Source organism: Mycobacterium sp. 1245805.9, assembly GCF_001672915.1.
Lineage (GTDB): Bacteria > Actinomycetota > Actinomycetes > Mycobacteriales > Mycobacteriaceae > Mycobacterium.
The window spans coordinates 1-13629 of the sequence record NZ_LZKR01000070.1; the positions used below are offsets into that span (position 1 = coordinate 1).

At 68.0% G+C, this 13629-nt stretch carries 17 protein-coding genes; 7 read left to right on the forward strand and 10 right to left on the reverse strand.

Annotated elements, in window-relative coordinates:
• Positions 1-1253: FAD-binding dehydrogenase (locus A9X00_RS10280; protein ID WP_232006757.1), on the forward strand; the 1253-nt coding region annotated here is incomplete at its 5' end.
• A 73-nt stretch (positions 1254-1326) separates the two neighbouring features.
• Here A9X00_RS10280 and A9X00_RS10285 read toward each other — a convergent pair.
• A complete protein-coding gene (locus A9X00_RS10285; protein WP_067152556.1) occupies positions 1327-1965 on the reverse strand; it encodes an MBL fold metallo-hydrolase in 639 nt (212 codons plus the stop codon).
• Between A9X00_RS10285 and A9X00_RS10290 the strand changes: the two genes are divergently transcribed.
• Genes A9X00_RS10290 through purQ form a run of 3 tightly spaced genes read left to right on the forward strand, consistent with a single transcriptional unit; the run spans position 1942 to position 3628 of the window.
• Positions 1942-2670: an ATPase gene (locus tag A9X00_RS10290; RefSeq protein ID WP_067152691.1), complete on the forward strand. Its 729-nt coding sequence runs from the start codon at positions 1942-1944 to the stop codon at positions 2668-2670. The genes A9X00_RS10285 and A9X00_RS10290 overlap by 24 nt on opposite strands.
• A 47-nt stretch (positions 2671-2717) precedes the next feature.
• Positions 2718-2957: a phosphoribosylformylglycinamidine synthase subunit PurS gene (gene purS, locus A9X00_RS10295; RefSeq protein ID WP_067152558.1), complete on the forward strand. Its 240-nt coding sequence runs from the start codon at positions 2718-2720 to the stop codon at positions 2955-2957.
• Entirely contained in the window at positions 2954-3628 is a 675-nt protein-coding gene (gene purQ / locus A9X00_RS10300) for a phosphoribosylformylglycinamidine synthase subunit PurQ (RefSeq protein WP_067152560.1), read from the forward strand. Before purS ends, purQ begins: the two co-directional genes overlap by 4 nt.
• Here purQ and A9X00_RS10305 read toward each other — a convergent pair.
• Entirely contained in the window at positions 3625-5010 is a 1386-nt protein-coding gene (locus A9X00_RS10305) for a wax ester/triacylglycerol synthase family O-acyltransferase (RefSeq protein WP_197515123.1), read from the reverse strand. The two genes, purQ and A9X00_RS10305, sit on opposite strands and share 4 nt — an antisense overlap.
• Before the next feature lie 24 nt (positions 5011-5034).
• Entirely contained in the window at positions 5035-5844 is an 810-nt protein-coding gene (locus tag A9X00_RS10310; protein ID WP_082975016.1) for a lysophospholipid acyltransferase family protein, read from the reverse strand.
• Positions 5845-5992: 148 nt separating this feature from the next.
• Between A9X00_RS10310 and A9X00_RS10315 the strand changes: the two genes are divergently transcribed.
• Positions 5993-7072, forward strand: a complete 1080-nt coding sequence (locus A9X00_RS10315; RefSeq protein ID WP_067152566.1) for an NAD(P)-dependent oxidoreductase — start codon at positions 5993-5995, stop codon at positions 7070-7072.
• A gap of 17 nt (positions 7073-7089) precedes the next feature.
• Here the strand turns inward: A9X00_RS10315 and A9X00_RS10320 are convergent, their stop codons facing one another.
• The 3 genes from A9X00_RS10320 to A9X00_RS10330 form a co-directional block, all read right to left on the reverse strand.
• Positions 7090-7569, reverse strand: coding sequence for a hypothetical protein (locus A9X00_RS10320; RefSeq protein WP_067152568.1), 480 nt, complete (start codon positions 7567-7569; stop codon positions 7090-7092).
• A gap of 97 nt (positions 7570-7666) precedes the next feature.
• Complete coding sequence (locus A9X00_RS10325; RefSeq protein ID WP_067152692.1) at positions 7667-8875, reverse strand: cytochrome P450; 1209 nt, start codon at positions 8873-8875, stop codon at positions 7667-7669.
• A gap of 96 nt (positions 8876-8971) precedes the next feature.
• Positions 8972-9370, reverse strand: a complete 399-nt coding sequence (locus A9X00_RS10330) for a nitroreductase/quinone reductase family protein (RefSeq protein WP_067152694.1) — start codon at positions 9368-9370, stop codon at positions 8972-8974.
• Positions 9371-9428: 58 nt separating this feature from the next.
• On the opposite strand from A9X00_RS10330, the gene A9X00_RS10335 reads away from it, so the two are divergent.
• Complete coding sequence (locus A9X00_RS10335; RefSeq protein WP_067152570.1) at positions 9429-10016, forward strand: TetR/AcrR family transcriptional regulator; 588 nt, start codon at positions 9429-9431, stop codon at positions 10014-10016.
• Between the two features lie 2 nt (positions 10017-10018).
• Positions 10019-10417, forward strand: a complete 399-nt coding sequence (locus A9X00_RS10340) for a VOC family protein (protein WP_067152572.1) — start codon at positions 10019-10021, stop codon at positions 10415-10417.
• Here A9X00_RS10340 and A9X00_RS10345 read toward each other — a convergent pair.
• The 4 genes from A9X00_RS10345 to A9X00_RS10360 are packed head-to-tail and all read right to left on the reverse strand — an operon-like array spanning position 10411 to position 13628.
• The gene (locus A9X00_RS10345) at positions 10411-10878 is read right to left on the reverse strand and encodes a cupin domain-containing protein (protein ID WP_067152573.1); all 468 of its coding nucleotides are present in this window, start codon (positions 10876-10878) and stop codon (positions 10411-10413) included. The genes A9X00_RS10340 and A9X00_RS10345 overlap by 7 nt on opposite strands.
• 3 nt (positions 10879-10881) lie before the next feature.
• Positions 10882-12336, reverse strand: a complete 1455-nt coding sequence (locus A9X00_RS10350; RefSeq protein WP_067152575.1) for an NAD(P)/FAD-dependent oxidoreductase — start codon at positions 12334-12336, stop codon at positions 10882-10884.
• 3 nt (positions 12337-12339) lie between these two features.
• Positions 12340-13026 carry a haloacid dehalogenase type II gene (locus A9X00_RS10355; RefSeq protein ID WP_082975041.1) on the reverse strand — a complete coding sequence of 229 codons (687 nt, stop codon included), beginning with the start codon at positions 13024-13026 and terminating at the stop codon, positions 12340-12342.
• An 8-nt stretch (positions 13027-13034) separates the two neighbouring features.
• Positions 13035-13628: a TMEM175 family protein gene (locus A9X00_RS10360; protein ID WP_082975020.1), complete on the reverse strand. Its 594-nt coding sequence runs from the start codon at positions 13626-13628 to the stop codon at positions 13035-13037.
• Position 13629 lies beyond the last annotated feature (1 nt).

The following is a 13629-nucleotide window of genomic DNA, read 5'->3' on the forward strand; positions in this document are numbered from 1 at the left end:
CCCCCACGGCGGCCCCCCCCCCCCCCCCCCCCGGGCCCCCGGGCCGGCCGGGGCGCCCGCGCGCCGCCCCCCGGCGGGGGGCGCGCGCGGGGGGGGGCGCCCCCCCCCGCCACCAGGTCGACGAGCTGATCGTCGAGCGCGACGCGGTGACCGGCGTCCGCGGCACCGTGCTGGAGCCGTCGGCAGCCGCGCGCGGCGTGGCTTCGTCGCGAACCGCGGTGGGGCAGTTCGAGTTCCGTGCGTCCGCGGTGATCGTCACCAGCGGCGGCATCGGCGGCAATCACGAGCTGGTGCGCAAGAACTGGCCGACGCGAATGGGCCGCGTCCCCGAGCAGTTGCTCAGCGGCGTGCCCGCCCACGTGGACGGCAGGATGATCGGCATCTCCCAGCGGGCCGGCGCGCGGGTCATCAACCCCGACCGGATGTGGCACTACACCGAGGGAATCACCAACTACGACCCGATCTGGCCGCTGCACGGCATCCGCATCATCCCGGGCCCCTCGTCGCTGTGGCTGGACGCGTCCGGCAAGCGGCTGCCGGTGCCGCTGTATCCCGGCTTCGATACCCTCGGCACGCTCGAGCACATCACCAAGTCCGGGCATGACTACACCTGGTTTGTGTTGAACGCCAAGATCATTGAAAAGGAGTTCGCGCTCTCCGGCCAGGAGCAGAACCCCGACCTGACCGGCCAGAGCGTGCGCGAACTGCTGCGCAACCGGGCCAGCTCCGGGCCGCCGGCGCCGGTGCAGGCCTTCATCGACCGGGGCGTGGACTTCGTCAGCGCGGGCTCGCTGCGCGAGCTGGTGACCGCGATGAACAAGCTGCCCGATGTGGAGCCCCTGGACTACGCCACGGCGGAGGCCGAGGTGACCGCCCGGGACCGCGAGGTGGCCAACCGGTTCAGCAAGGACGGCCAAATCACCGCGATCCGCGCCGCGCGCGGGTACCTCGGCGACCGGCTGGGCCGGGTGGTGGCGCCGCACCGGCTGACCGATCCGAAGGCCGGGCCGCTGATCGCCGTCAAGCTGCACATCTTGACCCGAAAGACGTTGGGCGGCATCGAGACCGACCTGGCCGGGCGGGTGCTGACGGCCGCCGGGACGCCGCTGACCGGGCTGTACGCAGCCGGCGAGGTAGCCGGCTTCGGCGGCGGCGGCGTGCACGGCTACCGGGCGCTGGAGGGCACGTTTCTGGGCGGCTGCATCTTCTCCGGGCGCGCCGCCGGCCGCGGCGCCGCCGACGACATCACCTAGGACTTCGAACGCCGACCAGACGCAGAATCGCATCATTTGGCCGGAAATCGTGCGATTCTGCGTCTGCTCGCGGTCAGAAGGTGACCGCGCTTTCCTCGGGCAGCACCTGGAAGTCGGTGGTGGTCATCTCGGTGAGCCGGCCGTAGTAAATTCCTCGCGCGTCGGGGGCGATGATGCCCTGGTGGATCGGCACCGCCCGCGCGGGCGCCACCGCGCGCAGGTAGTCGACGGCCTCGGCGATCTTCATCCACGGCGCCGACGCCGGCGCGGCCAGCACGTCCACCGGCTCGTCGGGCACGAAAAGGGCGTCGCCGGGGTGCATCAGTCGCGCCGCATGGCCCCCGTCGCCGACCAGAAACGAAATGTTCTCTATCACAGGGATTTCCGGGTGGATCACGGCGTGCCGGCCCCCTAACGCCCGGACGGTCAGCTCGCCGATCTGCAGCTCGTCGCCGACGTGCACCGCCCGGCAGGGCGTGCCCAGCTGCTCGGTGGTTTGCGGATCGGCGTAGAGGTCCGCCTCGGGATTACCCTCGAGCAGCGAGGGCAGCCGGCTCACGTCGACGTGGTCGGGGTGCTGGTGGGTGATCAGGATCGCGGAGAGGCCGGTGATTCCCTCGAAACCGTGCGCGAAGGTTCCGGGGTCAAAAAGCACACGCGTGTTGTCGAACTCGGCAAGTAGGCAGGAATGGCCGAAGTGCGTAAGTTGCATATCTACGATTGTGCCCTGACGGGGGTGATGCCGATGCGGGTGATCCTGGCGGCGATGCTGGCTGGCGGCTTCGCGGTGGCCCTGATCATCGTGGTACCCGCCCAGGCGGACCCGGAGGCCTGCCCTCCGGTGTGCGACCAGATCCCGAACAGCGCCTGGATCCAGCCGCGCGCGGTGCCGCTGGACGCGGTGTATCACTGGCCGGCGCTGGCGGGTTCATCGGTCCCGTTGACGGGCAGCGGGACGCCGAGGTTTCGCTTCGAGGAGCTGTGTGCGTCGCCGGAGGCGCCGCAGGACGCCCGCGCTTCGGCGGTCGCGGCGCGCGTCACGATCACCCACCCGGACGGTCAATGGCAGTTGCAGGCCGAAATCCTGCACTGGCGCGGTGACACCGCCCGCGGCGGCCCGACAGCGGCAGGGGTATTCAGCAATGCCGTCGCCGCCCTGCGCGGCTGCCAGCAACGGGTCCCGGCGCAGTCGCCGTCGATCACCAGCGACGAGCCGAACCGGATGGCCGCGGTGCTCAGCGGTCCGGTCGTCATGCACACCTACCTCGTCGCCCATGTGGCCAGCAGCACGGTCAGCGAGCTCACCCTGTGGTCCCAGGGGCCGCCGCAGGCGTCCTGGCCGGCGATGTCGGACGACAACGTGCTGAATTCCATGATCGCGCCCCTGTGCGACGCCTATATCGCGTCGTGCCCCTGACCGGCCGGTAGAGTTGGCGCCGGTACAACCCCTGAGGAGGAGCGCCGGTGAGCCGGGTGGTCGTTCATGTGATGCCCAAAGCGGAGATTCTGGACCCGCAGGGTCAGGCAATTGTCGGCGCCCTGGGTCGGCTCGGCCACCCGGGGATCTCGGATGTCCGGCAGGGCAAGCGATTTGAGCTGGAGGTGGACGAGTCCGTCGACGACGCCACGCTCGCCGAGATCGCCGAATCGCTGTTGGCCAACACCGTGATCGAGGACTGGACGATCAGCCGGGAGGCGCAGTGACGGCGCGGATCGGCGTCATCACCTTTCCCGGGACGCTTGACGACGTGGACGCCGCCCGCGCGGCGGGCGGCGTCGGCGCCGAGGCGGTCGCTCTGTGGCACGCCGACGCCGACCTGAAGGGGGTCGACGCGGTGGTGGTTCCCGGCGGCTTTTCCTACGGTGACTACCTGCGCGCCGGCGCGATCGCCAGGTTCGCCCCGGTGATGGGCGCGGTGGTCGAAGCCGCGGGACGCGGAATGCCGGTATTGGGAATTTGCAACGGTTTTCAGGTGATCTGTGAGGCCGGACTGCTGCCCGGCGCCCTGACTCGCAATGCGGGCTTGCACTTCGTCTGCCGCGACGTCTGGCTGCGGGTGGAATCGACCTCGAGCGCCTGGACCTCTCGTTTCGAGTCCGGCGCGGACCTGCTGGTGCCGCTGAAATCGGGCGAGGGCCGCTACGTCGCGCCCGCGGACGTGCTCGACGAGCTGGAGGGCGAGGGGCGGGTGGTGTTCCGCTACCACGACAATCCGAACGGCTCGCAGCGTGACATCGCCGGCATCAGCTCGGCCAACGGCCGCGTCGTCGGGCTGATGCCGCATCCCGAGCACGCCATCGAGGCGCTGACGGGACCCTCCGACGACGGCCTCGGCCTGTTCTATTCGGCGCTGGACGCCGTGCTGGCCGCTTAGCCGGAAATCACAGCCGCGCAACGTAATTCGTGGAATGCCGCGGTGAGCGCGTCGGTCGCTTCGTGCGGGTCGTTGAACGTCCGGTCGTCGGTGAGCACCGCGATGCCGAGCTGGTCGACGTAGCTCCACACGGTGATGTTGACCGGCGCGCCCGGCGACAGCACGCCGGTCGAGTAGATCTCGCTGACCGTGGCGCCGCCGAAGTGGCCACGCTCGCGCGGGCCCACGACGCTGGACACCGCGACGTTCATCACCTTGTTCGGCGCCTCCCGCTGTGCCAGCCAGCGAAACGCGGCCGGCGCCAGCGCGGTGGGTAGGTAGGTCATCATCCGCTCGTAGAGTCTGGGGCCCAGAATTTCGTGGTCTTCCTTGGCGATTCGGGTCGCCAGCGCGACCAGCCGCGCCCGTTCGGTCGCGTCGGCGATGTGCACGGGCAGTGAAACCATCAGGCCGCTGATCTCGTTGCCGGTGATCCGGTCGGACTTGTCGGTGGCGGTGGGCACGGAGGCGATGATGGGCCGGTCGGCCGCTCCGTCGTAGGCCAGCAACAGCTTCCGAAGGCCCCCGGCCGCGGTCGCCAGCACCATGTCGTTCATCGTGATGCCCAACGCCTTGGCGGTCGCCTTGACGTCGGGCAGCGGCAGCGTCGCAGTGGCGAACCGCCGCCGCGGTGACACGACGTGGTTGAGGAAGGTCGGCGGTGCGTCGAACGGGTCGGCCAGGTCGGGGTGTTTTCCGCGCTGCCGGGACCGGCGGCGGACCCGGGACAACCCCACGGCCGCGTCTTTGACCAGGCCCGGCAGCGTGGCGGCTTGCCGCAGGTGGTCGCGTCCGGCGGCGCGCAGCAGGTCGGACGTCGACGGGGTGGCGCAGGGTTGGTCGTCGTCCCGCTCGTCGGTCGGCCCGTCCTCGAGGTCCATCGCGCGCGCAAGCAGGTTGACGGAGGCGACGCCGTCGGCCAGCGCGTGGTGGATCTTGCCGATCAGCGCGAAGCGGCCGCCGGTCAGGCCCTCGGCGAAATGAAACTCCCACAGTGGCCGGCCGCGATCCAGCGGCGTGGAGGCCACCTCGCCGATGACGCCGTCGAGCTCCCGGCGGCCGCCCGGCGCGGGCACCCGCACCCGCCGCAGGTGGTAGTCCAGGTCGACCTCGCAGTTCTCCAGCCACATCGGGTGATGCAGTCGCCAGGGAATGTCGACGAGCTTGTAGCGCAACGGTTCTAGCAGATGCAGCCGTCGGCGCACGTGGTGTCGGAACGCCTCGAAGCCGAAGTCAGAGTCGCAGCTGGAGGGGTCGAGGACCGCGACTTTCAGCGTGTGTGTGTGCAGATTCGGCGCCTCGCTGTACAGCAGCATGGCGTCCATGCCGTTGAGCCTCTTCACACGCCACCTCGCCCCGCCGACGCGTCAGCCCAGAATCGGGAACCGGCGCTCGTCGGCCAGACGCTTCAGCGCGGCCTCCATCACGGCTCGCACATGCGCGTCGACCTCGTCGACGTCGGGATCGTCGCCGAAGCGGGCGGCGATGTCGATCGGCTCGAGGACCTCCGTGACGATCTTGGCCGGCAGCGGCAGGTTAGGCGGCAAGATCACGCTCAGGCCGAATGGGAAACCGAAGCTGATCGGCAAGATGTTGATCCGGGCCTTCGTCAGTCGCAGCGTGCGCGCCAGCCAGTTGCCGCGGGTCAGGAACAGCTGCGTCTCCTGGGCGCCGATGGACACGGCGGGAACGATCGGCACCCCGGCTTCGATCGCCGTCCTGACGTAGCCGGTGCGACCGTCGAAGTCGATGGTGGTCGCGCTGAAGGTGGACCGGTAGGAGTCGTAGTCGCCGCCCGGGAAGACCAGCACCACCGCACCCGAATGCAAAGCGGCGGCCGCGTTTTCGCGGCTCGCCTCGATGACCCCGAGGCGGCGCAGCCACCCATCCAGCGGACCCATGAACAGCCCGTAATGGCCCAGGGTGTAGACGGGGCGGTCGTATCCGAACCTCTCGTAGAAGGCCGGCGAGAAGATCAGCACGTCGGGAGTGAACATGCCGCCGGAGTGATTGGACACCACGAGCGCCCCGCCGGTCGACGGGACATTGTCGATGTTCCGCACCTCGGCGCGATAATACCGCTTGATGACCGGTCCGAGGGCCTTGGAGACCTGCTCGGTGAGGGCCGGATCCCACTTGGCGGTTTCAGGATTGTCCGCTGTCTCAACAACCTTCATGGCTCCCCGCCGTCGTGTTTCTGCCATTTGCTAGTGATAGCCGGTGTGACGCCGGTCTCAAACCTCAGCGCCAGCATGGCATATGCTACTCTCCATTTTAGAGAATGTCATATCCGTTTGCTGATAACTCGTCGCACATCGGGGGGAGATGTCGGAAAAGGTTCTTGTCACGGGGGGTTTCGGGCTGGTCGGTTCGCAGACGGTGCGCCGGCTGGTTGCCGCCGGCCATCGCGTCGTCGCCACCGACCTCGGCACCCGCGACCAGCGCAAGGCCACGAGGTCGCTGCCGGCGGGAGCGGAGGCACACTGGGCGGACCTGACCGACCCGAACCAGGTCGATCGCCTCGTCGCCGACACCTCGCCGACGGTGATAATTCATCTGGCCGCGATCATTCCGCCGTCGATCTATCGCGACGCTGACCTGGCCCGCCGCGTCAACGTGCAGGCGACCGTGGCGCTGCTGCGTGCCGCGCAGTCGAGCCAGAATCGGGTGCGCTTCATCCAGGCGTCGAGCAATGCCGTGCACGGCGCGCGCAACCCGCACCGGCACCCCGAGCTGTTGCGCGCCGACACCCCGCTGCGGCCGGCCGATCTATACGGCGCGCACAAGGCGGAGGTCGAAGGCCACGTACGGGGTTCTGGCCTGGACTGGGTGATCCTTCGGCTGGCCGGAGTTCTGAGCGTGGACCTGGGCGCCATGCCGCTCAACATGGACGCGCCGTATTTGGAGAGCGCACTGCCGACCGACGGACGCATCCACACGATCGATGTCCGCGACGCAGCGCTCGCGTTCGCCGCCGCGACGACGGCCGATGTTCTCGGCGAAATCCTGCTGGTCGGCGGCGACGAGTCACACCTGCTCCGCCAGGGAGACGTCGGCAAGGCATTGGCCACCGCCCGCGGCCTGGTCGACGTCCTGCCCGGGGGCAGGCCGGGCGATCCCGACAGCGACGAGAACTGGTACATCACAGACTGGATGGACACCACCCGCGCTCAGCAGGCGCTGCAATTCCAGCACCATTCCTGGCCGGACATGCTGGCCGAGATGCGTGCGGCCGCCGGCTGGCGGCGCCAACCGGCACGGGTGATCTCACCGCTCGTGCGTCAATTCCTCAAAAGGCGTGCGGCCTACCGGGATTGGCCGGGAACTTACGCCGACCCGTGGGGCGCGATCAGGGCCGAGTTCGGCGAGCCCCGGCCCGATACGCCGGGGCCCGCCATGACCTAGTACGCGCGTCGGACCCCTCAACCGGCGTCGCGCACCAACTGGTGTGCCGTCGAAGGCACTTCGGCCGGAACGACTGTGGGTTCTAGCTGCCCGAACAAATCGATCGCGTCGGCGATGGCGGCGTCGACCAGGGAAGCGAAGTCCTCGAACGAAACGCCCTTCCGGATCCACTGCGACCTGCGCGCCACCACGCCGATGCGCTGCGGATCGGAGGAGCCGTGCACGACGGCGATGACCTCCCGGTCCTGCGCGTTCCACGTGTCGGCGAAGTGCGTCAACCACGGCCGGTCGGTGGCCGGAAAGAAGCACGCGGGGGTTACCCGGACGATCAGCACGTCGCCCTGTGTCGGGCAGACCTCGAGATGGACGTGGAGCCGGCGCGGGCGGGTGTTGGCGACGTAGAAAAACTCGCCGTCGTGTCGGCCCCGGAAGTAGCGGCTGCCGCGCGTGCACAGGTAGCGCTCGACCAGGTCTGCGCAGAACGGCTCACTCGACATGAGTCGATACTGAGGCCGCCGGCTTGGCGGATCCTTTGAGCCGAGCTAGCCGGGAGCGAAGAAAATGTTGAGAATTGGCTGAGCGAGGGGATCCCGCTCAGGCGAGCACCCGCACCGGAACGTTGGACCAGCCCGCGACGTTTTGCATCGTCACCCGTTTGCAGCCGTCCCAGATCACCTCGTAGCGGGGCATCAGGTCCAGCAGCTTCCCCAGGGCGATCGCGCTTTCCAACCGGGCCAGCGCGGCCCCCAGGCAACTGTGCACACCGTATCCGAAGCCGAGGTTCTGCGCCTCCGAGCGATCGCGGTCGATGTCGAATTTGTCCGCGTCGGTGAAGGCCTCGGGATCGCGGTTCGCCGCACCGCCCAAGAGGAATACCGGCTTGCCGGCGGGGATCGTGACGCCGTGCAGGTGAACGTCTTTCAGCGAACAGCGGACGTTGTACTGCGCGGGTGCCTCGTAGCGCAGCACCTCCTCGATCGCCGCGGGCACCTTGGAGCGGTCGTCGAGCAGCTTTTGCCATTGGTCGGGGTTGCGCGCGAACTGCACGATCGCGTTGCCGACCAGCTTGGTGACGGTCTCGGCGCCCGCGCCACCCAAAAGTGTTGCGAATCCGGTGATTTCGATGTCATCGAGGCGGGTGGTTCCCCCTTCGTCGCGCTCGACCTCGGCGGCGATCAGGGCGCTGATCATGTCGTCCTGCGGTTGCTTGCGTCGTTCCTGTATCAGGTTGTAGTAGAACGCCCCGGCCGAAGTGACCGCCTCCCAGTTGCTTTCGTTCATCTCGATCTGGCCGGGTTCGCGGTGCAGCGAGGCGTCGACCCAATGCCGGATTTGCTGGCGGTGCTCGGCGGGAACCCCGAGGACCGTGCTGATCACTTCGACAGGAAACAGCGCCGAGAAGTCGGCGACCACATCGAATTGCTCGGGATCGACCCGCGACAGGTGGTAGTCGATCAGCTCGGTCACGCTGTCCTGCAACGCGGTGATCGCGCGCGGCGTGAAGACCTTGTTGACCAGGCTGCGCATGCGCCGATGCTCCGGGGGATCCATGAAGATCATCGACTTGGCCTCCGCGGGGAGGTTGTCGTTCTTGACCATGGCGAGGTCGATCCCGCGGGCCGACGAATACGTCTCGTGGTCCTTGAACGCGGCCGCCACGTCCCGGTGGCGGGTGAGCGCGTAGAAATCGTGCTCCGCGCTGTAGTAGACCGGCGCCTCTTCGCGCATCCGCCGATACGTCGGATATGGGTCGTTGAAAAACTCTTCCGAGAACGGGTCGAAGACCAGCTCGGTCGCCGTCATTGTGTCCTCCTCAACCGCGTCGCGCGGACAGCCGCTAACCGCGATGCTGAGCACTTGCTTAGCATCGGGCGCGGCCCGGGGTCAAGGCGACCGCTGCTATCCGTCGAGCTCGATCCGCACGGTCATCAGGTCGGTGCCCAACGCACGCACCATCGCGCTGTTGAATCGCGGCAGCGTTGTCAGGCGGGCGTGCGGGTCGTCGTCCGGCAGCGGCGAGGCGGTGCCCGCGCGCCAGCGGCCCCGAATGCGAATCCGAACCCGGTTGTTCGCCTGGATGTTTCGCACGTAGTCGGATGCCTCGCCGTGGTCGGACACGAGCCAGAACGTGGCGCCGTCGAGTCGCCCGCCGATCGGGGTTCGTCGGGGTCGCCCGCTGTTGCGTCCGGTGGTCTCCAGCAGCACCTGGGTGGGCAGCCGCCGGGTGACGGGGTTGGCGATGTGTCGATGGAAGAAGCCGGTGCGGCGACGTTTGCGTGCGCCTGCGGAGGTTGTCATGCGGAACAGCATTGTCGAGACTAGCGGTCTCGTCAATGGAAACGCTAGCCTTCACGCTGTGACGCCCCGACGGCCGCACACCGGTAACCGACGTAACGACGCGGCGGGGCGGGCGATCCTGCAGGCGGCGGCCGAGTTGCTCGCCGACGGCGGTGGGTCGATCAGCGTCGACGCCATCGCCGAGCGCGCGGGTGTCGGCAAGCAGACCATCTATCGCTGGTGGCCCTCGAAGAGCGCGGTGCTCCTCGACGCGATGATCCACCGGGCTCGGCAGGTAGCGCCGGCACCGGACAGCGGCGACCTGCAGTCCGACCTTCGCCTGTTTTTGCGCGCCACCTTCACCGCCGCGCCCGATAACCGCAGCCTGCTCCTCGGGGTGCTGCGGGAGGCGCTTGCCGATGATGCCACCATGGATCGGCTCGCGGCGTTCACCACGGCGAGGCGCGACGAGTTGGCTGGGATCCTCGCCCGCGCGCGAGCCCGCGACCAGCTCCCCGCCGCCGGACCGTCGGCGACCGTTGTCGATCAGGCGTTTGGATTACTCTGGTACAGAATGATTTTCGCTCACGAGCCGCTCGATGAGAATGCCGCCGACCAGCTGGCGGCGGCGCTCGCGACGCAACTGCGCGCCGGTAAGGAGGATTGACGGTGGGCTTCGCGGTGGAACGGATCGACCATATCGTGTTGAACTGCAACGACGTTGAGGCCACCGCTGCTTGGTATGAGCGGGTGCTGGGCATGCGGCGCGAGACGTTCGGGCCGTCGGGGCGAACCGCCGTGTCGTTCGGGAACCAGAAGATCAACCTGCGACCGGTCGGGGCGCTGGCCGACGATCCCGACTGGGTAACCGGGGCCGTCGAAGCCGCCGGCTCCGCGGACCTGTGCTTCGTCACGCAGGCGACGCCGGACGATGTCCGCGCCCACCTTGCCGCGTGCGGGGTCGACGTCGTCACCGGGCCGGTGACCAAGACCGGCGCGTTGGGGCCGATGACCTCACATTACTGCCGTGACGTCGACGGGAACCTTATCGAAATCGCGGTCTACTGATCCTCGATCAGCGGATACAGCTCCGGCAGATTGACGACGATGGCCTCTTGGGTGCTACGCGCGATCACGACCTCGGCGGGGGAGTCGGGATCGGGATTTTCCTCCCGGTGCGGCAGGTACGGCGGGATGAAGACGTAATCGCCGGGCGCGGTGGCGATGCGCACCTCGTGGGCGCCGTCGTGAAAGACAAACTCCGGGTTGCCCTTTCGGACGTAAATCGCGGTCTCCGATTCGCCGTGATGATGGTTCGACGAGGCGGTTGCCGGTGACGCGTGCGTCTCACCCATCCACAGCTTCTCGGCGCCGACCGACTTGCCGGACAGCGCGGCGAAGCGGCGCAGGCCCTCCGATTGCGCGGTGTCGGAACTGATATCCGACGCTTTGACGTGGTGCACCCGGTTGCGGGAGACATCGGTTGCCGTCTCGTCGAAGTTGGGATGAAATCCGTCTGAAGTCGCCATGGGTCAATTATCGTCCGCGGCGTCCCGGTAGGCCTCGAGCAATCTCAGCCACACTTCGCTGATCGTCGGGAAGCACGGCACGGCGTGCCACAACCGGTCGATGGGAACTTGGCCCGCAACGGCGATGGTCGCGGAGTGCAGCATCTCGGTGACTCCGGGTCCGCCCAGCGTGACGCCGAGCAGGTGGCCGCTATCCGCATCGACCACCATCCGGGCCCGACCGGTGTAACCGTCGGCGTAGAGCTTGGCCCCCATCACGATGTCGCCGATCTCCACGTCGATTGTGCGCGCCCGGTGCCCGGCGTCCTCGGCCTCCCGGGCGGTCAGGCCGACGGCGGCGGCTTCGGGGTCGGTGAAGAAGGCCTGCGGCACGGCGTAATGGTCGGCGGTGGTCGCGTGCGCGCCCCACGGCGCGGTGTCCAGCGGCTTTCCCGCCGCGCGGGCCCCAATGGCCGCTCCGGCGATGCGTCCCTGGTATTTGCCTTGATGGGTCAGCAGCGCCCGGTGGTTGACGTCGCCCGCCGCATAGAGCCAGCCGTCCTCGATGGCTCGCACCCGGCAGGTGTCGTCGACGTCGAGCCAGTCGCCCGGCGTTAATCCCACCGTCTCCAGGCCGATGTCGTCGGTGAGCGGTGCCCGGCCCGTGGCGAAAAGCACCTCGCTGATTTGCAATTCGGATCCGTCGTCCAATTCGAGGACGACACGTCCGTCGTCGGGTCGGCGCAGGGCGCGGACTGATGTGCCCAGGCGGACGTCCACGCCGGCTTCGACAAGTCCGCGCCCGATGAGCTCGCCCACGAAGGGCTCCATGCGGGGCAGCAGGCCAGGGCCGCGGGCCAGGAGGGTCACCTTGGAGCCCAGTCCCTGCCAGGCGGTGGCCATTTCGACGCCGACGCCGCCGGCGCCGACGACGGCGAGCCGCTCCGGGACATAGCTACTGTCGGTGGCCTGGCGGTTGGTCCATGGTCTGGCCTCGGCGATGCCGGGCAGGTCGGGGAGGGCGGGCCGGCTGCCGGTGCAGACCACGACCGCGTGCCGGGCGGTCAGCACCGGCTGCTCGCCGGTGGGTGTGCTGACCGTGACTCGTCGTGGGCCATCCAACCGTCCGTGACCGCGGATCAGCGTGGCGCCGATGCCGCTCACCCAATCCGCCTGGCCGGCGTCGTCCCAGTCGGTGACGTAGCGGTTGCGCCGGCCGAAGACGCCCTCGGTGTTGATGGAACCGTTGATTGCCTCGCGCGCGCCGTCGACCCGTCGGGCGTCCGCAACGGCAATCACCGGGCGCAGCAACGCCTTACTGGGCACGCAGGCCCAGTACGAACATTCGCCGCCGACGAGCTCGCGCTCGACCACCGCCACGGTCAGGCCCGACGCCCGGGCGCGTTCCGCGGCATTCTGCCCGATCGGCCCGGCGCCGAGCACGACGACGTCGTAGTCCCGTTCGATGTCCGCTTCCATGCGTCAGCGCCTCCCCTCGATGAGCCGCTCGGCTAAGTCGCGCATGTCGCTTACCACTAGGTCCGGCTGCGGCAGCCCGTCAACAGGCAGCGGTGGATTGCCCGGCCGGGTGATGAGAGCGGAGCTGAAGCCGACGTGTTGCGCGCCGAGGGTGTCCCAGACGTGCGCGGCAACCATCATGCAATCGGCGGGCGCCACCCGGAGCGTCTCGCACACGTACCGATAGACCGCCGGTGCTGGCTTGAAGGCGCGGCAGGCATCGACGCTCAATTGCTGTTCGAAGAAATCGGCCAGCCCGGAATTCTGCAGCGCCGTCGGGCCGTTCGGGTTGGGTGGCGAGTTCGTGAGGGTAACCAGCCGAAAGCCGTTGTCGCGCAGAGCCGCGAGCCCCTCCGCCGCGTCGGGGAGCGCGGGCATCGTGAGCAAGCCGGTCTTTAGGCGGCCCACGTCGTGGTTGGTGACATTCACGTGGTGGACGTCGCCCAGCATGCGCAGCACGCCCTGGGCCAGGGTGGAGAAGTCCACGTAATTCCCCGCCAGGGTGATCGTCATCGAGTACATGACGAGTTGCGCGAACCACTCGCGCAGTACCCGTTCATCGCCGAACTTATCTACGAAAAGCGGTGCGAGCGAATCGATGTCGATGAGCGTCTCATTCACGTCGAAGACGAGCACGGACGGTCTGGTAATCGGCATGGCTAACCTTCAGCATTCTTCGGTGTGTGAACATCCGGCCGCAAATACGCGACCAGACATAAACAGATCAAAGCCATCCCGGCGGCCGGCCACCTGAGTGCGACGACCGCCGCCAACGCGAAAACGCCAACCGTTACGAACGAGCGCATGCGCAACATCCTGCGCATCAGCCCGGTGACGTCCTCGTGGGCAGGGCGATCGACCACTTCCCAACACACTGCGAGATACGTGATATTGACGAGCACGAAGACGGATGCATACAGGGCCACCGGCGCGCCGGCCAGCCTGCTATCGGCGATCCATTCGGTGGTGATCGGGATGAGCGACACCGAAAACAGGTGCGCGAAATTGGACCAGATCAGCCGCGGCGTCGCCTGCTCCGCGTAGCTGAACAGATGATGATGGTTGACCCAAACGATCGCGATGAACAGGTAGCTGACTACATAGCTGAGGCCCGTCGGCCAGAGCGGTAGCAGTGCGCGGAAGCTATGAGCGGTTGGCGGCTTGAGCTCCAAAACCAAAATCGTGATGAGGACAGCGAACACACCGTCGGAGAATGCTCCGACCCGGTCCGGGCCGGTCCTTCGCGCAGCCACG